Below are 18112 nucleotides of genomic sequence, written 5' to 3'. Positions count from 1 at the left end.
TTCCGGGGTGAGTTGGGCAAGGGCACGAACAAGCTTATGCGTCTTGAGTCACAGTTTTCTTGGGATCCTCTGGACGGTCTCTGTCAGGGCGCTCTTGTCGACGGTGGGCGGGCGCGGGCTTTAGCGGTGCGCTGAGAGGTACTCCAAGATTGCCTTGACGCGGCGGTTGTCTTCGCTGGGATCTAAACGCAGCTTGGTGAAGATATTGGAGACGTGCTTGGCCACCGCGGCGGAAGAAAGGACGAGCTCGGCGGCGATGTCCTTGTTGGACTTGCCGCGGGACATGAGTTCGAGCACCTCGCGCTCGCGCGGGGTGAGCTCACCCAAGCCGCTGCGCCCGGAGCTCATTAAAGCCTGAGCTACGGTGGGGTCGATGACGGTGCCGCCCTGGGCCACCACGTCCAGGCTGGAGAGGAAGTCCCGCACTTCGGAGACGCGGTCTTTCAGAAGGTAGCCGGTGCCGGCATCGGGGGAGTCGAAGAGCTCCACCGCGTATGCGGGGGCCACATATTGGGAGAGCACCATGACGGGCAGGCCCGGGTATGCGTTTCTTAAGTTCACGGCGGCTTTCAAGCCGTCGTCGCCCATGCCCGGCGGCATGCGCACGTCCGTGATGACGATGTCCGGAAGCTCATCGCGCAGCTTGTCCACCACCGCCTCAAGCGCCGGGGCGGAGTCCGCCTGGCCCACAATCGAATGCCCGCGGCGCTCCAACAGGCCGGCGAGGCCCTCGCGCAGAATGGCGGAGTCATCCGCCACGACGATTCTCAAACTCATTGGTGAACTCCTGACTGTCCGCGATCGAGAAGAAGGGGAATCGAGCACGCCAGCCTCGTCGGCCCGCCCGGGGGAGAGCTCAGCGTCATCTCTCCGCCGAAAGCGGCGAGGCGCTCGGCCATTCCCGCCAGGCCGTGCCCGGGGACGACCTGTGCGCCGCCGTGGCCCTCATCCACCACGGTGATGCGCAGCGAATCGTCCGAGGTCACCAGCACCGAGACTGGCGCGCCCGGCGCATGCTTGGCCGCATTCGTCAAAGCTTCCGTGCCGAAGAAATAGCCGCAGGCCAGCACGGAGGCGGAGAGCTCAGGCAGAGGATGCGGGGCGAAGACGCTGACGTGGGGGCCGTGGGAGGAGGCGGCGTCGGCAAGCGCGGCGACCAGGCCGTGATCCTGCAGCACCTGTGGGTGAATACCGTGCACCGTGGCGCGCAGAGAATTCAGGCCGCGGTCCACGTCCTGCTTAGCAGCGGTGAGGAGCTCGGTGAGGTCAGCGGGGGCGTCGAGAAGAGCCTCGCCCAACTTCATGCTCGCGGCCACGAGGTATTGCTGCGCGCCGTCGTGCAGGTCGCGCTCGATGCGGGCGCGCTCGACCTCGTAAGCGTCCGCGATGGCGCGGCGCGAGGCCGTGAGCTGCGCAATCTGCTGCGCCTGCTGCTGCTCGTGCGTGGTGGGTTGGGGCTTTTTACGGAACACGGTTCACAGCATAACGGGCGCCCCGAACTGCAGGGGTAGTGCTGGCACTACCTTAAAGAGCAACGCTAGGGCTGTTCTTTCCGCGGGCCCGGCACGGTGGAATGAGAGACATGGCAAAGACACTTTCCCTGACAGACATCACCAAGGATTTCGGCGGCGGCCCGGTGCTCGCTGGAATCTCCCTCGACATTGAACCGGGCGAGCTCGTGGCCGTCATGGGGCCGTCCGGCTCCGGCAAATCCACGCTGCTGCACTGCATGTCCGGCGTGCTGACGCCTACGCACGGCAGCGTGCGCTACGGCGACGAGGAGCTCTCCGCGCTTGGCGACGGCCCCCGCTCCCGCACCCGCCTGCGCAACTTCGGCTTCGTCTTCCAAGACGGCCAGCTGCTGCCGGAGCTGAGCAACGTGGACAACGTGGCGCTGCCCGCCATGCTCAACGGAGTATCGCGTGGGGCTGCCCGCAAGCGCGCGATGGAGCTTCTTGGTCAGCTTGGCCTTGGCGGTTTGGCGGATCGTCGCCCGGCGCAGGTCTCCGGTGGCCAGGCGCAGCGCGTGACCATCGCGCGTGCACTGGTGGCAAATCCGGGCATCGTCTTCGCCGACGAGCCCACCGGTGCGCTGGACCAGTCCACCGGCCACGAGGTGATGCAGATGCTCACGACCATCGTGCGCCAGTCGGGTGCCAGCCTGGTCATGGTCACGCATGACCCGAAGGTGGCCGATTGGATGCAGCGCCGCGTGGAGATTCGCGATGGCATCATTCACGACGACCGCCGCCTTGGGGTGATTCGATGAACACCGCGACCCTAGTTATGGACCTGCAGCGCGAATCTATTCGCGCGCGCTCAGGCACGGGAATCGTCTCGATGCTGGCGATTGTGAGCTTGACCATTGGCTCCGCCATCGCCTTCCTCGTTGCGGGTGGTACCTGGATGTTCTGGCAGCGCGCCCAGCACGTCGAGGATGCCGCCCCGGCACTCAAGGAGGCCTTCGGCAACGATATTACGGCCTGTTTTTATATCTGGTTCGCCCTAGCCCTTTTTGCCTGCGCGTTCATTCTTCCGGCGCTGTTTAACCTCACAGCCCAAGCAGCCGTCCTCGGTGCGTCCGGCAGGGAGCAGCGCCTGGCCACCCTGCGCCTGTTGGGGCTGAGCTCCCGGCAGGTGGAGCGCATGGCCATTGTGGAGACCGGCCTCCAGGCGGTGATCGGCATCGTGCTCGGTGGGCTGATCAGCCTGCTCGTCGCGCCGGTCTTCACCCAGCTGGATTTCCAGATGCGCCCCATCGCTCTGTCCGAGCTTCTCCTCCCGTGGTGGGGCTACCTCGCCGTGGCGGGTGTGCTTTTCCTGCTGGCCATCGGCGCCGCATTCGTCGGCATGCAGCGCGTGCGTGTGAGCCCGCTGGGCGTGGCCAAGCGTCAGATGCCCGCGGCTTACCGCTGGTGGCGCGCCATCGTCTTCCTCATCATCGTGGCGGCCGGTGGGGTTTTCCTCTTCGGCAAGGCGGGCCCGCCGACCGCCATGGTCATCGTGGTCATGTTCGGCATGCTGATGAGCATCAACCTCATCGCTCCCTTCATCCTGCAGCTCGGCGCGCACATCTTGTCCCTCTTCCCAGGCACCGCGCACTTCGTGGCCTGCCAGCGCGTGGCGGGCAATGCGCGCCCCGCCTGGCGGCGGAGTGCTGCCATCGGCTTCTTCGGTTACTTGGCGGGATTCCTCGTTGCCGCGCCCCTGGGCGCAGACGCTTTGGCCCTATCTCTGAAGGAAGACCCGGGGACGAACGTGGTGTTCAAGGACATCTCCACCGGTGTCTTGTTAACCCTCATCTTCGGCTTCACGCTGACCACCATGTCCATCATCCTGGGCCAGGTCTCCGGCATCTTCGAAGACAAGGAGCTCATCCGCTCCCTGGATCTCATGGGCGTGCCGCGCGGCTTCCAGTTCCGCTCCGGTGCCTGGACCGTCATGGGCCCGGTCGTGGGCTTGAGCTTCTTCGGCTTCCTCTTCGGCGGTGGCATCGCCTCGCTGATGTTCTTCTCCGGCCTCGATTCAAGCGACGTCGACGTGAGCGCTCGCCTGCTTATGGCCTTCGGCTTCCTGGCGGTGGGCTGGGTGGTCACGCTTCTTGCCATTGTCCTTGTTGAACCGTTGCGCGGCTACGTGCTGCGCACAGGAGGTCGAAAAGAATGAAAACTGTACTGAAAATTTTGGCGGACTCTTAGTCGTTGCCTTTATCGCGGTGCTCGCCGCCGTGTACTTCCTCGGCCCCTCCTATGGCGGGGCGCTCCTGGGCAAGCCCTATATTCTTTTCAACACCAGCGAAAAACGTATCAACACCGCGATGGTGGATACCGCAGCGTATACCGGAATCTATGGCGAGAGCGAAGAATTTCAGCGCGCCCGCGAGGCCTTCAAAGAGGACCCGACCAACGCGGAGCTCCTCGTTGCCGCCATCGATGCCGCCGGCGGCAAGCACTCCAAGGTCTTTAACACCGAGAAGGAAAAGGCCATCGACAACGCCGAGCCCTCGGTTTCCTTCGAGGACGGCATCCTGCGCGCCACCGTCCCGTCTATCGGCCGCCACGATGATGGCCAGGCCTATGCCGATACCTTGGCTCAAGGCCTGACTGCCCACCCGGAGGCCTGTACCGCCGTGGTGGATCTGCGTGGCAACGACGGCGGCGATATGGGCCCGATGTACGCGGGCTTAAGCCCCCTGCTGCCGGATGGCACCGCGCTCTCCTTCGTCAGCCGCATGGGCACATCTGACGTGGTCATCGACGGCAATTCCGTCACCGGCGGCGGCACGCCCACCACCACGTCGGGCGGCAAACTTGAGGTTCCCGTCGCCGTGATTACCGACGACGAAACCGCCTCCTCCGCCGAAGCCGCCCTCCTGGCCTTCCGCGGGCTGGACAACGTGCGCACCTTCGGCGAGCCGACCGCCGGCTACGCCTCCGCGAACGTGGTTCTGGATTACCCGGACGGCCGCTCGCTCATGCTCACCACGGCCAAGGACAAGGCGCGCACCGGCGAGGAATTCGCCGAGGACCCCATCGCCCCCGATGCCCCGGAATCCGAGCTCGATTCTTGGCTCGCTTCCCGCTGTGGCTCCTAAGCACGGTGCGGCTTCCTAGCCGCAACGCTCGCCTTCCCACCGCCAGTAGTGGTGCCACTTCCACGGCGGAGGAACGAACTCGCCCCGCCGTTTGATGACCGCGAGGACCTGGTGCACAGCGACGTCAAGGTGGTGCTCAATCGTGGCGGCGGTGAAGTGGAGGGGCAGGTAGCCGCGCTGGATGGCGTCGTTAAGCTTCTGGCGGTCGATTTCGAAGCGCTGCCGGTTCTCGCCTTTGTGATACGCATAGCCGTCCACCTCGATGGCAACCTTGTGTTCCTCTAGCACCAAGTCCCAGCGGTAGGGCCCAACCCGCACGTTGTTGCGGACTTTGACGTGGGGTTCAAGGCCCCGGGTGAGGTCGCGCTCCGGCTTGCTATCCGCCCCGACGATGGCCTTCTCCAACACCTCACGCGTGTGCTTGGGCAGGCGGCGAAAGTCCAGCTGCTCGGTCTCGATGCGCGAGCGCCCGTGTGGCCCAGCGAAGAAGGCCTCGATGAAGGCCACGCCATCCTCCTGCGCCATGGCCTCAATGCATTACAGCGGGCTGCACACGTTTACCCCGTTCATACTGCCCAGCGCCTTGGGCCGTGCCCGCCGGCTGCGGAAATACGTGCTTGATGCCATCGTTCCTGCACGCAGGAAGTGAAGCGGAAAAGTCAGTTCTTGGCCAAGATACTGCTGAGCGGCGGAATAGCCGTCTAAAGCTGAGTCCGGCCAGCGCCGCGAGACGACTTCAGCGAGCTCGCGCGGCGTTGGCACCGCAGATAAATACAGACCGCGGCAAATCTTGATTGCCTGCCCCTTAGCAGCGCGGCGAGTCCCCGCGCGTCCCTCGAAAATTTCCATGTGCCCCCGACGAGTACGTTTCTAACAAATAAGCCCCCAGAAACCGCTGTTTTCGGCCCCCTATTTGATCGAATCGTACGTCACGAACGAGGAGTTGTCGCGGTGACAAAGAAAAAGGACGTTTCGATCAACTAAGGCCTCTCAAACCCTCGGATTTTGAGCCCTATTTGATCGAAACGTCCCTAGAAACGTGAATTACTTGAAGCGAGCGATAGCCTCTTCGAGGATCTTCTCCGCCTCAGCCTTGTCGCCCCAGCCAGAGCCGGTAACTTCCTTGTTCGGCTCCAAGTCCTTGTAGTGGACGAAGAAGTGCTCGATCTCGTCCTTGATGGAATCCTCAACATCGTTGATGTCCTGGTAGCGCTCCCAGCGAGGATCATCGATGACGCAAAGCAGCTTGTCGTCGCCGCCGGCCTCGTCGGTCATCTTGAAGACGCCGAGGACGCGAGCCTCAACAACAACGCCCGGGAAAACTGGCTCCGGCAGGATAACGAGAGCGTCGAGCGGATCACCGTCCTCACCCAGGGTGTGGTCGATGAAACCGTAATCAGCCGGGTATGCCATCGGGGTGAACAGGTAGCGGTCGAGGTGAACCTTGCCGGTCTCGTGGTCAACCTCGTACTTGTTGCGGGAGCCCTTTGGGATCTCGATGGTTACTTCAACGCTCACTGCGTATTCCTCCATACAAATTGTGGGTACTGGGGGATTGCGGCCGAGAATATTCGGCATCATCAATCGCTGCCAATAGTCTACCGTGCCGCATTATCGCGCTAGGGTGAAAGGCGATGAAAGCGAAGCATATGTGGTGGACGGGCACGGCCGTGGTGATGGCCGCTGCCATTGCAGGCACGGCTGCACTCGGGGTAAACATCCAGAGCGCCTACAACAATTTGGACCACGGGACCCCGTATTCTCAGCCCACGCCGGCGACACCTTTGCAGGTTGCCCAGCCCGGTGAGGTGGATTTAGAAGCGCTGAAGGCCCGCCTTGATTCCCAGGCTAAGGACCCCGCGTTGGCGACGTTCGGCGCGCAGGTCATCGACACCACCAGCGATGAGGTGGTGTGGGAGCGCGACGCCCAGCGCCCGCTGACGCCGGCATCTTCCACCAAGGTGTTAACCCTTGCCGCAGCCACGTTGGCACTCGGCGAGGACGAACGGATCACCACGCAGGTCCTGCAGGGCGAGGAGGAAGGCACGGTTGTGCTGCGCGCGGCTGGCGACGTCTGGATGACCTCCGCACAGCTCGATGACCTTGCCGCCCAGGTGGGAAACGCTAAGCGCGTGGTGCTGGATACTTCCGCATGGGCAGGCCCGCAACAGGCGCCGGGTTGGGACCCCGAGAATGTCGACGAGGGCTTCGTGGCGCCTATGCAGCCCGCGATGCTTTACGGCGGCCGCCTCGGCGCCACGACTGGCGACGTCCCACGTAGCCACACCCCGGCCACGGATCTTGCGCATGCACTGGCAAAACGCTTAGGCACCGACAAAGTCGAGGAAGGCGATGCCCCGCAGGCCGGCGTCGTGCTCGGTGAGGTGCACTCCGCGCCGCTGGCCGAACGCGCGCAGGAAGCCGCGAAGCATTCCGACAACGTCATGACCGAGGCCATTGCCCGCGAGCTGGCCACGGCCCGTGGAAAGGAAGCTAGCTTCCAAGGCGCTACCGAGGCCACCCGCGAGGTGCTCGAAGAAAACGACATCGACTTAAACGGCGTGAATATTAAGGACAACTCCGGGCTGTCCACCGAGAACCGCATCCCGGCGGCAGTGCTGACGCGCATCGTGGACATCGCCGCGACGAACGACGCCCTGCGCCCCCTGCTGGGTTATCTTCCGCTGGCCGGCGGCGAGGGAACCTTGTACGAGCGCTACGGCGATTCGCCTGCCCGCGGCTATGTTCGCGCCAAGACTGGCACGCTGACCGGCGTCTCTGCGCTGGCTGGTACCGCACAGGGCCAGTCCGGCCGCGTCTATGCCTTCGCCTTTTTGGTCAACGACGGTGACATCTTGGCCGCCCGCAAGGCCCAAGACGCGCTGGCCAGCGTGCTACATGAGTTCTAAATACGCGGCAAAGCCCTTCTGGCCGCGAGTTTCGCCAAACTTTCTGGCCTGCCGCCGCGCGGTGGTGGAGTGGGCGCAGGAGGCAAAGCCACAAGAGAGCATAGCCGTGGGGCTCTCTGGCGGCGCCGATTCTTTGGCACTGACCGCGGCCTTGGTGGCCGAGGGCTTCGAGGTACAAGCCCTGTGCGTCGATCATGGCCTGCAGCCGGGTTCTGCCGAGCAAGCCGGGAAGGCCGCCGGCCAAGCAGAAAGCTTGGGCGCGCGGGCAGAAGTACTGAAGGTGGAGGTTGCAGATCGAGGCTCCCTGGAGGCCGCCGCGAGACTAGCGCGCTACCAGGCTTTCGCCGGTGCGACGCGGCTGCCCGTGGCCGTGGCGCATACCGCTGACGACCAAGCCGAGACCCTGCTGCTTGGCGCGCTGCGCGGCAAGGTCGCCGGCATGCTGCCTGCCGCCGAGATTGAGGGCGTGCGCGTGGTGCGCCCCCTGCTGCAGGTCCGCCGCGCGCAGACGCTTGCCGCCTGCGAAGAGCTGGGTCTTGCGGTTTGGCATGACCCGCAAAACCGCGATACCTCCTTCCGCCGCGTGGCGCTGCGCCGCGAGATCATCCCGCAGCTTTCCCAGCTGATCGGGGGAGACGCCGTGCCCGCACTCGCCCAGGCGGCGGGGGATGCCGCGCTTGACGACGCCGCGTTAAGTAACGCGGCGTTGAGTAAGGCGGCGTTAAGCAACGCGGCACCGGGAAGCGAAGGCCTCGACGCTGCGGAGTTGGCAGCTCTTAGCGAACCGGTGCGACGGCGTATCCTGGCTGCGTGGCTGCATGAGCAGGGGGCGGAAGTAACCCGTGAGGTGCTGCGCGGCGTCGGCAAGCTGTGCACCAACTGGCACGGACAGGGAGGCGTGGCCGTGGCGCCGAGCCTGAAAGAGCAAAAAATCATGGGGCAGAGGTTGGAAGTAAGAAGGGTTGGTGGCAAACTGGCACTATTGCCCGGTCACTAAAGGAGCGCAAGCGTGCACGACAAAAAAGATTTCAACGTCCCAGCAAATGCTTACGGCAAAGACGTCGAAGCCGTCCTCATTGGCGAGGAAGAGCTGCAAGCACGAATCCAGGAAATGGCGGATAACGTAGCCGCTAAATATAAGGACGCAGAGGAAGAACTCATCCTCGTTTGCGTGCTCAAGGGAGCCGTTTTCTTCATGACGGACTTCGCGCGCAAGCTGTCTATTCCTTCCCAGATGGAGTTCATGGCGGTTTCTTCCTACGGCAACGCCACCTCCTCTTCCGGCGTGGTCCGCATCTTGAAGGACCTTGACCGCGACATCGAAGGCCGCGACGTTCTAATCGTTGAGGACATCATCGACTCTGGCCTCACCCTGTCCTGGCTGATCCGTAACCTCAAGGGCCGCAACCCGCGCTCCCTCGAGGTGGTCACCTTGCTGCGTAAGCCGGAGTTCATTCGTGCCGAGATCGATCTGTTCGATGTTGGATTCGATATTCCGAACGAGTTCGTCATCGGCTACGGTCTCGACTACGCGGAGCGTTACCGCGACCTGCCTTACGTCGGCACCTTGCATCCAGACGTCTACACCAACAAATAGGGATTACTAGGTACAAATAGGTACTAATGAAAAACAAGAAACTCCTTCGCTACGGCGGAATCGCAGCGCTTGTACTCGTAGCGCTTTATGCATTCACCTTCTTTACCAACGATGCACGCAACTACGTCCAGGTGGAGACATCCGTAGCGGTCAAGCAGCTGACGGACAAAAACGTCGCTGAGGCGCAAATCGACGACCGCGAACAGCAGCTGCGCCTCAAGCTCAAAAAGCCAGTGACGGTGGAAGAGCGCGAGGGCGTCGAAGAAATCATCGCCAAGTACCCGGCCCGCGCCGGCGAACAGATCTTTAACTCTGTTAAGGACTCCGGCGCGGAGAAGTACCAGACCAAGGTCACCCAGGAATCTTTCCTGGGCTCGATGGTCAGCTTCCTGTTGCCGATGATCATCCTGTTCGCGTTCCTGTTCTGGTTCATGTCCCGCATGCAGCAAAACGGCGGCGGGATGTTCGGTATCGGCGGCTCCAAGGCCAAGGAGCTGACCAAGGACATGCCCACCAACACGTTCGAGGACGTGGCTGGTGCCGATGAAGCAGTGGACGAGCTGCAGGAAATCAAGGATTTCTTGGACGATCCCGAGCGCTACCATGCCCTCGGCGCGAAGATTCCGCGCGGTGTTTTGCTCTACGGCCCTCCCGGCACAGGTAAGACGCTGCTGGCCCGCGCCGTTGCGGGCGAGGCGGGAGTTCCTTTCTTCTCCATCTCCGGCTCGGACTTCGTGGAGATGTTCGTCGGCGTGGGCGCTTCCCGCGTGCGCGACCTGTTTAAGCAGGCGAAGGAAAACAGCCCGTGCATCATCTTCGTCGACGAGATTGACGCCGTGGGCCGCCAGCGTGGCTCCGGCACTGGCGGCGGACATGACGAGCGCGAGCAGACCCTGAACCAGCTGCTGGTGGAGATGGACGGCTTCGGCGACCGCGAGGGCGTCATCCTCATCGCGGCCACCAACCGCCCAGACATCCTGGATCCGGCGCTGCTGCGCCCGGGCCGCTTTGACCGCCAGATCCCGGTCACGAACCCGGACCTGGCCGGCCGCGAGCAAATCCTGCGCGTGCATGCGAAGGATAAGCCGCTGGCCAAGGAAGTCGACGTCACCCAGCTGGCCAAGCGTACCGCCGGTATGTCGGGTGCGGACCTGGCTAACGTCCTGAACGAGGCAGCACTTTTGACCGCCCGCATCGGCGGCAATGTGATTACTTATGACGCCCTCGAGGAGGCCACCGACCGCGTCGTCGGCGGCCCGCGCCGCCAGGGCAAGATCATCTCCGAGCACGAGAAGAAGGTCACCGCGTACCACGAGGGCGGCCACACCCTGGCTGCCTGGGCGCTGAAGGACATTGAGCGCGTATATAAGGTCACCATTTTGGCCCGTGGCCGCACGGGTGGCCACGCGATGACCTCCCAGGAAGACGACAAGGGCATGTACACCCGCGACGAGCTCTTCTCCCGCTTGGTCTTTGCCATGGGCGGCCGTGCTGCCGAGGAGCTCGTGTTCGGCGCGCCGACAACCGGCGCCTCCTCTGATATTGAAAACGCCACCAAGATCGCTCGTTCCATGCTGACCGAGTACGGCTTCTCCCCGGACCTTGGCACCGTGAAATACGGCAAGGAGCAGGGCGACCCATTCGGCTACGGCATGGGCGGCGGTTCCATCGAGTACTCCGAAGACGTGGCTACCCGCATCGACGAGCAGATGCGCTACTTGTTGGATCGCGCGCATCAGCAGGCCTACGACATCTTGGCGGAGCACCGCGACTACCTGGATAAGCTCGCGGAGATGCTGCTGGACAAGGAGACCCTCCGTCGCCCCGACCTGGAGGGCATCTTTGAGGGCATCGAGCCACGCGCGGCTTTCGACGTCTTCCCGAACGAGGACGATCGCTTCCCGCGCCAGGCTGGCCGCGAGCCAGTCAAGACTCCGGCCGAGTTGGCCAAGGAACGCGGCGAGGAGCTGCCACCGCGCATGACTTTGGTTGAGGCTTCCCGTGCGGCACGCGAGCGTCGCCTAGCAGGCCAGGACCCACAGCCCACCGGCGAGATTGGCTTCAACTTTGGCCAGCACGCGGGCGACAAGATCGATAGCGAGAAAAACACTGTCTTCGCACCAGAAGAAAAACAAGCCGAAAAGCCGGCACAGCCTGCTCCGGCTCCCGAAACTCCCGCTGGCCAGGCCCCGAGCGACCGCCCGACCACCGAAATTCCCCGCGTCGGCAGCCGCCACGCCAAGCCGCAGCCTGACCGCGACCAGTGGTCCAGCTTCGGCGAGAACCAGCGTGCCAATAACCCGTACAACGCGCCTCGCTCTGGCAACCAGGGCCAGGCCAGTCCCTACAAGGATTCAGATGAGCAATAACATCCCCGCCAGGGGCGAATTTGATCAGGCCCGCGCGGAGGCAGCGATCCGCGAGTTGCTCATCGCAGTAGGGGAGGACCCCGACCGCGAGGGCCTGCAGGAGACGCCAGCCCGAGTCGCGCGCGCTTACAAGGAAGTCTTCGCCGGCCTGCACGCGGACCCAACCGAGGTCCTGCACAAGACCTTCGCCGAGGAGCACCAAGAACTGGTCTTGGTGCGCGATATCCCGATTTACTCCACCTGCGAGCACCACCTGGTGCCTTTCTACGGCGTGGCGCACATCGGCTACATCCCGGGCCCAGACGGCCAGGTCACCGGCCTGTCCAAGCTAGCCCGCCTGGCCGATATGTACGCCAAGCGTCCGCAAGTCCAGGAGCGTCTGACCTCCCAGATTGCCGATGCCCTGGTGGAGGTCCTCCACGCGCATTCTGTCATCGTGGTCATCGAATGCGAGCACCTGTGCATGGCCATGCGCGGCATCCGCAAGCCTGGCGCTACCACCACGACCTCGGCCGTCCGCGGCGGTTTCAAGTCCAATGCCGCTTCCCGCGCTGAGGTAATGAGCCTTATTAGGAGCTAGAAATGACTGTCAGTGACTTGACCGTCCCGGGCCGCACGCTGGTCATGGGAATCGTGAACGTCACCGAGGATTCTTTTTCTGACGGCGGGCGGTGGCTCAACATCGACGCCGCGATTGAGCACGCCCGCGAATTGGTCGCGGCGGGTGCAGACATCATCGATGTTGGCGGCGAATCCACCCGCCCCGGCGCAGTCCGCGTGGACGCGAAGGACGAGGAAAACCGCGTGGTTCCGGTCATCCGCGCGCTGCACGAGGAGGGCATCAAAACCTCCGTGGATACGATGCGTGCGTCGGTGGCGGCGGCGTCGGCAAGCGCGGGCGTGGACCTCATCAACGATGTCTCCGGCGGGCTTGCGGACCCTGACATGCTGGCCGTGATGGTCGATAGCGCGCTGCCCGTGTGTCTGATGCACTGGCGTACCGTACAGTTCGGCTCCGCCGCCGGCAGTGCGGACCATGGCGGCGATGTCGTGCGCGACGTGCACGAACGCCTAGCGCAGCTGAGCGACGCCGCCCTTGCAGCAGGCGTGCGCGCTGACAACATCGTCCTGGATCCGGGCCTGGGCTTTGCCAAGACTCCGCAGGATAACTGGGCGTTATTGAAGGCACTGCCGAGCTTCCTTGAGGGCGAGTTTCCGATTCTCGTGGGCGCTTCCCGCAAGCGCTTCCTCGCCGCCATCCGTGAGGACCGCGGCGCGGAAGCCTCGCCCGTGCTCGCCGATCCCGCCACCGCCGCTGTCACCGCAATCTCCGCGCAAATGGGCGCGTGGGGCGTGCGCGTGCACGAGGTCGGCGTCTCCCGCGATGCCGTCGACGTCGCCGCCGCGTGGAACGCTGGCTTGGCCTATTCTGGCGGCGTAAACGCCACCCGCAGCTACACCAACGGCGCTGCGTCCGGCGCCATGTCCGGGGCTGTGTCTAAGGAAGGAAACCGCTAATGGCAGACCGCATCGAACTGACCGGCCTGGAGTGCTTTGGCTACCACGGTGTCTTCGAGGAGGAAAAGCGCGAGGGTCAGCCCTTCCTGGTGGACATCACCTGCTGGACTGAGTTCCCAACCACCGATGACCTTGCGAACACCGTAAGCTACGCCGAGCTTGCCGACGTCGCGGCGGACATCGTCGAGGGCCCGTCGCGCGATCTCATCGAGACCGTGGCCAACGAGGTGGCCGATACCGTGATGCAGCGTTATGACCTGCTGCATGCGGTCGAGGTGACCATTCATAAGCCGAAGGCGCCGATTCCGCGCACCTTCGCCGACGTCGCCGTCGTGGCGCGTCGCTCGCGAAAGAGCATGCGAGGAGGCAAGTGACGATGCGCGCGGTACTTTCGATTGGCTCCAACATGGATGACCGCCGCGCATTGCTGCAGACGGTCTTCGACGAGTTCGCCGCGGAAACCGTGGTGGCCTCGCCCATTTATTCCACCCCGCCGTGGGGTGTTACGGACCAGGATGAGTTCCTTAACGCGGTGCTCATCGTGGACGTAGAGGAGAGCCCATTGGAGTTGCTGCGCCGCGGCCAGGCCCTTGAGCAGGCCGCCGAGCGCGTTCGCGTGCGCCATTGGGGTCCGCGCACCCTGGATGTGGACATCGTGCAGGTAGAAGGCGTGACCTCCAGCGACCCGGAACTGACGCTTCCGCATCCTTATGCCCACGAGCGCGCCTTCGTGCTGGTGCCGTGGCTGGCTGCGGACCCAGATGCGCGGCTTGGCGATACCCCGGTTGCAGACCTCATCGCTGCGCTCGACCCGGCCGAGGTAGAGCAGGTGAAGCTGGTATGAAGCGGACGTCGATAGGCTGGCTTGTCGGAGTAGGGCTATTCGTTGCCGCTGCGGCTGCGATTTTGACCTCCCGCTTTTATGGCTCCATGCTTGCCATCCCGGCGACTGTCTCCATTTCCCTGTGGGCCGTGACGGCCGTGTGTGTCTTTTTGACGTGGAAGGTGCGCCAAGCCAAGAGCAAAGAACACGGTATTGGTCTAGATAACTCGCAGCTCAATCCCATGACCATCGCGCAGTTTCTGCTCGTGGGCAAAGCCTCGGCGTGGACCGGCGCCATCGTCGGCGGCGGCTACTTGGGCATGTTGGTCTATGTGCTTCCTCATGCGAATGAGCTGGTGGCCGCCGCTAGTGACCTTACGGGCGTGTTGACTTCCGCCCTCGGCGGCATCGCCATGGCAGTGGCTGGCGTGGTCTTGGAACGCCACTGTGAGGTTCCGCCCGACGCGCTGGGTCAGACTTAGTGGGCTAATTAAAGGATCGGACTGTAAATTGGTTTCCATGACTGCTCCGACCCCTGAACCACAGCAATCCGCCCCCAAGAAAGCAGACGCCGGCTCGATTGGCCTTATTGCACTGGTGATTTTGGCCGTCATCGCCAGCTTGGTCATGCTCATTTCGGGCTCTGCTAGTGCTTTGAAGCTGGCGCTCATCGCCGCATTGTGGGCGGCTGTCCTGGGCTTTTTCATGGTGGTGCGCTACCGCCGTGAGGCCGCGGAATCGGCCGCGCTGCTGGAATCTGAGCGCGCCCGCAAGGTCGAGCCAACCCAGGGTGATTCCGACATTATGGAGGAAATTCGCCGGGAGCTGGCTTCCATCCGCGCCCAGATTGAGGAGCTGTCTGGCCGCGAGTTCACCTATGAGCCAGCCGCGCTGCACGCAGAGGCACGCCGCATCATGGAGCTTGAGGAAAAGACCCGCGAGCCAGAGGTCAACTTCACCCAGGCTTCCAAGGGTGCGCCAACTGCCGACGCCGTCGCCGGCCGCCTCGGCTCCCAGCCCAGCGCCCGCACCCCGCAGCACAACCCGCTGGATGACATCATCTCCCAAAAGGTCCAGCAGCGCGGCCAGCAGACTCAGCAGTCCCAGCAGGCGCAGGCCCAGCAGTCCCAGCAGGCGCAGCGCCAGGCCCAGGAGCGCGCCCGCCAGTCCTTTGGACGCCCGACCTTCCCAGCACAGGGGCAGGCACAGCAGGCACAACAGCCGCAGGACCAGCAGGCGACTGCCCAGCAGCAGCCGCAGGCGAAGCCGGCCTCCGCAAAGCCGAGCCAGCACTTCCCAGGCGGCCAGCCGCAGAAGTCCCCGCAGTCGACTTTCGACACCGCTTCCTTCCAGACCGTGCGCTGGGATGGCCAGCAGTCCTCCCACTCCAAGCCGGCAGAGACCAAGTCCGCGCAGGCTAGCGGCCACCACGCTGCCAACGCCGCGCAGTCTGCTGGCGCACAGCAGGGCCAACAGGCGCAGCCGCAGCCGCAGCCGGCAAGGGCGGCGCAGCACGCTAGCCATAAGCACCGCGCGCCGGAGCAGGAAGGCTCCCGCGGCCGTCGCCGTAGCGACGAGCCACGCGAGGGTTCTGTCTCAGTGGCCGAGCTCATGGCCGCAATGAAAAAGAAGAAGTAAATGCGCGCACCGCGGATGCGCGTCGCGCTCTTCGGAAACTCACAAGCCGGCCAGCTTCTCGCTGAGGAGATGCGCATGGTCGGCCACACCGTGGAGCCGCTCACAGAACTAACCGAGCTACAGGACTATCAAGCACTCATCATCGCGCTTGGCGATGCCCGCTTGGAGCAGGCCGTCGACATGCTCGAAACCTACGTGCACGACGGCCTCATCGTGTTTCACACTTGCCTTTCCCGCGGAGTGCAGGTGCTCGATCCCTTAGAGACCCGCGGCTGCGTCGTCGCCGCCATCGCGCCGTGCCATGCGCGCCGCTGGGCCACCACGACCATCGATGAGCTTGGCCAAACCATCGCCGAGCTGGTGTTGGGGGAGTTCCAAGCCAGCGGGGCGTCGCTAAGCGATAGCGAAAGGCCCGCGTTTGCCGCCCGCGTGTACTATGCCCAGATGATGACCGAGCTGGCCGTGCGCGCGAACGAGGACGTCTTCAGCGAGACTCTGGTCAAAAGCGCCGAGGCCCTCGAAGCGGCCGAAAGCGCCGAAATCATCGCGGCGTATCGGGGCATCACCGAACCCGGAATGCGCCGCGCCTTCGTCGAAGCGGCCCGGCGATTCGGCGAGGTCTTTCGCCGCGAAGAACTAGAAATGTGGGCGCTACAGGAGGAGAACCGATGAACATCGTCGAGGACATCGAACGCATTCGCATGGTGGGCAGCGCCTACCGCAAGACCGGCCGCCGCGTAGTCCTGGTTCCCCTTGGTCGCGGCGTGCACGCGGGGCACCTGGCGCTGGTGCAGGCCGCCCGCCGGATTCGCGGCGCGGTGGTCGTCGTGGCGCTCACCGACCTGCAGGATGCACAGCTGCTTGGCGAAGTCGACGTCGTCTGGCATGCGCCCCAAGCCCCCGAACGCACGCGGATCGTGCCGCAGTGGCATGGCATGGAGGACATTAGCGCTGAGCTAACGCGCATCATTGGTCTGATTGGTGCGCTTGCGCCAAGCGACGTCGTCATGGGCGAGAAGGATTACGAGCTGCTCGTCGCGACCCAGCAGGCGTGCACCGACCTGCACCTGGGCGTGCGCGTCCAGGGCGTGCCGGCGGTACGCATGGCTGATGGCGTGGTGATGAGCCTGCGCAATGCGGACGTGGCGCCGGAGGCTCGCGAGCAAGCTAGTGCGTTGTCGGCGGCGCTGACCGCGGGTGCCTATGCGGCTGAATCTGGTGCTGAGAAGGTACTTGAGGTAACGCGCGAGGTGCTGGCTGCTGCAGGTGTGGAACCGGAGTACTTGGAACTGCGCAGCCGTGACTTGGGCGAGCCGCCGGCTGAGGGCGACGCGCGCCTCTTTGTCGCGGCCACACTCGGCGGGGTGCGGCTGATCGATAGCGTCGGCCTGCCATTGGGTATCGGTTTCCGCAATTTGGAGAACCAAGATAGCTAGTCTGGAACCCATGAAGATTGGATTTCTGGGCGCAGGCGCCATTGGCGGTTACTTTGGCGGCACTCTTTCGCAGGCAGGCCACGAGGTGGGCTACGTAGCCCGCGGCAAGACCCTGGAAGCCCTGCGCTCGGGGCTCACGCTTATCGACGCCTCTGATAACGAAACCTTCATCCCCTCCCCACCGGCGGCGGAAACGTTTGCCGAGCTAATTGAGCAATTGGGCGGACTCGACGTGGCCATTATCGCCACGAAAGCGCTGCCGGGGAATGACACTTTCGGCCCAGATCCGGAATCGCTCACGGGTATTCCCGTGGTGACCACCCATAATTCGGTGGAGATTCCGTACTTGGCTGCAGCGCATTTCGGTGAGGAAAATGTGCTGGCTGGTGTTGCTCGCGTCTTCGCGACCCGCCTGGGGTCGGCGAAGATTAAGCGCAACCCCGGTCCGTTGAGCTTGGCATTCGGCCCGATGGCGGGCTCGATTCCGGTGGGGCAGCAGTTGGCCGCTGCCTTGAACGAAGCCGGCGCGCGGGGCAAATATCATGCGGAACCATTGGTCGATGTGTGGGCCAAGGCCATGTTCGTAACCACCACGGGCACTTTGGGCGCATTGGTTGACCGGCCGATTGGTTACCTCATCGACGAAATCCCGGGGCAGTTGGAAGCCTTCATGCGCGAGGTCGAGACCGTCGCTCGAGCGTTGGAGGTCGCGCTGCCGAATAACGTGGTGGAGCAGACGATGGGTTTCGCCCGCGAACAGTATCCGCAGGCCACGACATCAATGCAGCGTGATATCAAGGACCGTTTGCCCAACGAGCTCGATGCCCAGGTCGGCGCCATTCGCCGGATGGGCCAGCGCGCTGGAGTTGCGACCCCGCTCTTTGACTTTGCTCAGGACGTGTTGGAGGCCCAGCTCCGCAACTAGCGCGACCACCCTCACTGAGCAAGCACTCAGGCCTGGAACTGCACCCCTGGAAACCCCAGACCTCCTGTTCGCGGTGCGCTGTCATTTTTCGCGCCCGGACCGCGACCTTGAGGTCTTGGTATCCAGGCCTGGGTAAATGGAAAGTGGTGGAGTAGCGGCGAGGTAGTGCGCGCCACAAATGCAAATGGTGAGGTCACCCCGTAACCACTGCGGCCTGTGTTGGCCAGTGTGATTATTGTTGGGTGACCTCACCATTTGTTCCTCACCATTTAGTTAGGCAGCAGCCAAATGGTGATGTGGTGG

The 18112-nt window shown here is 63.7% G+C and carries 21 protein-coding genes; 16 read left to right on the top strand and 5 right to left on the bottom strand.

From position 1 onward, the window contains the following. Nucleotides 1-120: 120 nt before the first annotated feature. A complete protein-coding gene (locus tag HMPREF3155_RS00510) occupies nt 121-777 on the bottom strand; it encodes a LuxR C-terminal-related transcriptional regulator (RefSeq protein WP_012715319.1) in 657 nt (218 codons plus the stop codon). Beyond that, nucleotides 774-1472, bottom strand: a complete 699-nt coding sequence (locus HMPREF3155_RS00505; RefSeq protein WP_070432314.1) for a sensor histidine kinase — start codon at nt 1470-1472, stop codon at nt 774-776. Before HMPREF3155_RS00505 ends, HMPREF3155_RS00510 begins: the two co-directional genes overlap by 4 nt. A 110-nt stretch (nt 1473-1582) precedes the next feature. Here HMPREF3155_RS00505 and HMPREF3155_RS00500 point away from each other — a divergent pair, with 110 nt between their 5' ends. From HMPREF3155_RS00500 to HMPREF3155_RS00490, 3 genes are read left to right on the top strand one after another with little or no spacing between them, the layout of a single operon-like run. Continuing rightward, nucleotides 1583-2269: an ABC transporter ATP-binding protein gene (locus HMPREF3155_RS00500; protein ID WP_062037107.1), complete on the top strand. Its 687-nt coding sequence runs from the start codon at nt 1583-1585 to the stop codon at nt 2267-2269. Continuing rightward, the gene (locus tag HMPREF3155_RS00495; protein ID WP_062037110.1) at nt 2266-3666 is read left to right on the top strand and encodes an FtsX-like permease family protein; all 1401 of its coding nucleotides are present in this window, start codon (nt 2266-2268) and stop codon (nt 3664-3666) included. Before HMPREF3155_RS00500 ends, HMPREF3155_RS00495 begins: the two co-directional genes overlap by 4 nt. 49 nt (nt 3667-3715) lie before the next feature. Then, nucleotides 3716-4594, top strand: a complete 879-nt coding sequence (locus HMPREF3155_RS00490; RefSeq protein ID WP_246815046.1) for a S41 family peptidase — start codon at nt 3716-3718, stop codon at nt 4592-4594. 15 nt (nt 4595-4609) lie between these two features. Here the strand turns inward: HMPREF3155_RS00490 and HMPREF3155_RS13175 are convergent, their stop codons facing one another. The 3 genes from HMPREF3155_RS13175 to HMPREF3155_RS00480 form a co-directional block, all read right to left on the bottom strand. Beyond that, a complete protein-coding gene (locus HMPREF3155_RS13175) occupies nt 4610-5119 on the bottom strand; it encodes a DUF559 domain-containing protein (RefSeq protein ID WP_235591242.1) in 510 nt (169 codons plus the stop codon). Nucleotides 5120-5131: 12 nt separating this feature from the next. Then, nucleotides 5132-5443 (bottom strand): hypothetical protein, encoded by a 312-nt coding sequence (locus HMPREF3155_RS13170; protein ID WP_235591243.1) that lies wholly within the window; start codon nt 5441-5443, stop codon nt 5132-5134. A 195-nt stretch (nt 5444-5638) separates the two neighbouring features. Continuing rightward, the gene (locus HMPREF3155_RS00480) at nt 5639-6112 is read right to left on the bottom strand and encodes an inorganic diphosphatase (RefSeq protein WP_062037114.1); all 474 of its coding nucleotides are present in this window, start codon (nt 6110-6112) and stop codon (nt 5639-5641) included. 116 nt (nt 6113-6228) lie between these two features. On the opposite strand from HMPREF3155_RS00480, the gene dacB reads away from it, so the two are divergent. Genes dacB through HMPREF3155_RS00415 form a run of 13 tightly spaced genes read left to right on the top strand, consistent with a single transcriptional unit; the run spans nt 6229 to nt 17809 of the window. After that, complete coding sequence (gene dacB / locus HMPREF3155_RS00475; RefSeq protein ID WP_070432313.1) at nt 6229-7503, top strand: D-alanyl-D-alanine carboxypeptidase/D-alanyl-D-alanine endopeptidase; 1275 nt, start codon at nt 6229-6231, stop codon at nt 7501-7503. Then, entirely contained in the window at nt 7493-8500 is a 1008-nt protein-coding gene (gene tilS / locus HMPREF3155_RS00470; RefSeq protein WP_062037121.1) for a tRNA lysidine(34) synthetase TilS, read from the top strand. Before dacB ends, tilS begins: the two co-directional genes overlap by 11 nt. 12 nt (nt 8501-8512) lie before the next feature. Then, nucleotides 8513-9100, top strand: a complete 588-nt coding sequence (gene hpt / locus HMPREF3155_RS00465; RefSeq protein WP_070432312.1) for a hypoxanthine phosphoribosyltransferase — start codon at nt 8513-8515, stop codon at nt 9098-9100. 26 nt (nt 9101-9126) lie between these two features. Next, complete coding sequence (ftsH, locus tag HMPREF3155_RS00460; RefSeq protein ID WP_070432311.1) at nt 9127-11469, top strand: ATP-dependent zinc metalloprotease FtsH; 2343 nt, start codon at nt 9127-9129, stop codon at nt 11467-11469. Continuing rightward, complete coding sequence (gene folE, locus HMPREF3155_RS00455; RefSeq protein ID WP_070432310.1) at nt 11459-12049, top strand: GTP cyclohydrolase I FolE; 591 nt, start codon at nt 11459-11461, stop codon at nt 12047-12049. The genes ftsH and folE overlap by 11 nt, the downstream gene beginning before the upstream one ends. A 2-nt stretch (nt 12050-12051) precedes the next feature. After that, on the top strand, nt 12052-12987 hold the full coding sequence (folP, locus tag HMPREF3155_RS00450; protein ID WP_070432309.1) for a dihydropteroate synthase: 936 nt from the start codon (nt 12052-12054) through the stop codon (nt 12985-12987). Further along, on the top strand, nt 12987-13361 hold the full coding sequence (gene folB / locus HMPREF3155_RS00445) for a dihydroneopterin aldolase (protein WP_061924717.1): 375 nt from the start codon (nt 12987-12989) through the stop codon (nt 13359-13361). The genes folP and folB overlap by 1 nt, the downstream gene beginning before the upstream one ends. 2 nt (nt 13362-13363) lie before the next feature. Further along, on the top strand, nt 13364-13831 hold the full coding sequence (gene folK, locus HMPREF3155_RS00440; protein WP_070432308.1) for a 2-amino-4-hydroxy-6-hydroxymethyldihydropteridine diphosphokinase: 468 nt from the start codon (nt 13364-13366) through the stop codon (nt 13829-13831). Continuing rightward, the gene (locus HMPREF3155_RS00435) at nt 13828-14292 is read left to right on the top strand and encodes a DUF3180 domain-containing protein (RefSeq protein ID WP_061924713.1); all 465 of its coding nucleotides are present in this window, start codon (nt 13828-13830) and stop codon (nt 14290-14292) included. The genes folK and HMPREF3155_RS00435 overlap by 4 nt, the downstream gene beginning before the upstream one ends. A gap of 37 nt (nt 14293-14329) precedes the next feature. Beyond that, nucleotides 14330-15448: a DUF6779 domain-containing protein gene (locus HMPREF3155_RS00430; protein WP_070432307.1), complete on the top strand. Its 1119-nt coding sequence runs from the start codon at nt 14330-14332 to the stop codon at nt 15446-15448. Next, a complete protein-coding gene (locus HMPREF3155_RS00425) occupies nt 15449-16120 on the top strand; it encodes a 6PGD fold domain-containing protein (RefSeq protein WP_210385626.1) in 672 nt (223 codons plus the stop codon). Further along, a complete protein-coding gene (locus HMPREF3155_RS00420) occupies nt 16117-16884 on the top strand; it encodes a pantoate--beta-alanine ligase (RefSeq protein WP_070432306.1) in 768 nt (255 codons plus the stop codon). Before HMPREF3155_RS00425 ends, HMPREF3155_RS00420 begins: the two co-directional genes overlap by 4 nt. 10 nt (nt 16885-16894) lie before the next feature. Further along, complete coding sequence (locus tag HMPREF3155_RS00415) at nt 16895-17809, top strand: 2-dehydropantoate 2-reductase (RefSeq protein ID WP_070432305.1); 915 nt, start codon at nt 16895-16897, stop codon at nt 17807-17809. Nucleotides 17810-18112: the final 303 nt, after the last annotated feature.

It is taken from the genome of Corynebacterium sp. HMSC06D04 (assembly GCF_001807315.1).
Classification (GTDB): Bacteria; Actinomycetota; Actinomycetes; order Mycobacteriales; family Mycobacteriaceae; genus Corynebacterium; species Corynebacterium simulans.
This window is presented reverse-complemented; position numbering and strand designations above follow the sequence as displayed.

Coding starts and splice junctions, on each gene's coding strand:
- HMPREF3155_RS00510 (WP_012715319.1), bottom strand. CDS start 777: ATGAGTTTGAGAATCGTCGTGGCGGATGACTCCGCCATTCTGCGCGAG.
- HMPREF3155_RS00500 (WP_062037107.1), top strand. CDS start 1,583: ATGGCAAAGACACTTTCCCTGACAGACATCACCAAGGATTTCGGCGGC.
- HMPREF3155_RS00495 (WP_062037110.1), top strand. CDS start 2,266: ATGAACACCGCGACCCTAGTTATGGACCTGCAGCGCGAATCTATTCGC.
- HMPREF3155_RS13175 (WP_235591242.1), bottom strand. CDS start 5,119: ATGGCGCAGGAGGATGGCGTGGCCTTCATCGAGGCCTTCTTCGCTGGG.
- HMPREF3155_RS13170 (WP_235591243.1), bottom strand. CDS start 5,443: ATGGAAATTTTCGAGGGACGCGCGGGGACTCGCCGCGCTGCTAAGGGG.
- dacB (WP_070432313.1), top strand. CDS start 6,229: ATGAAAGCGAAGCATATGTGGTGGACGGGCACGGCCGTGGTGATGGCC.
- tilS (WP_062037121.1), top strand. CDS start 7,493: ATGAGTTCTAAATACGCGGCAAAGCCCTTCTGGCCGCGAGTTTCGCCA.
- ftsH (WP_070432311.1), top strand. CDS start 9,127: ATGAAAAACAAGAAACTCCTTCGCTACGGCGGAATCGCAGCGCTTGTA.
- folE (WP_070432310.1), top strand. CDS start 11,459: ATGAGCAATAACATCCCCGCCAGGGGCGAATTTGATCAGGCCCGCGCG.
- folP (WP_070432309.1), top strand. CDS start 12,052: ATGACTGTCAGTGACTTGACCGTCCCGGGCCGCACGCTGGTCATGGGA.
- folB (WP_061924717.1), top strand. CDS start 12,987: ATGGCAGACCGCATCGAACTGACCGGCCTGGAGTGCTTTGGCTACCAC.
- folK (WP_070432308.1), top strand. CDS start 13,364: ATGCGCGCGGTACTTTCGATTGGCTCCAACATGGATGACCGCCGCGCA.
- HMPREF3155_RS00435 (WP_061924713.1), top strand. CDS start 13,828: ATGAAGCGGACGTCGATAGGCTGGCTTGTCGGAGTAGGGCTATTCGTT.
- HMPREF3155_RS00430 (WP_070432307.1), top strand. CDS start 14,330: ATGACTGCTCCGACCCCTGAACCACAGCAATCCGCCCCCAAGAAAGCA.
- HMPREF3155_RS00425 (WP_210385626.1), top strand. CDS start 15,449: ATGCGCGCACCGCGGATGCGCGTCGCGCTCTTCGGAAACTCACAAGCC.
- HMPREF3155_RS00420 (WP_070432306.1), top strand. CDS start 16,117: ATGAACATCGTCGAGGACATCGAACGCATTCGCATGGTGGGCAGCGCC.
- HMPREF3155_RS00415 (WP_070432305.1), top strand. CDS start 16,895: ATGAAGATTGGATTTCTGGGCGCAGGCGCCATTGGCGGTTACTTTGGC.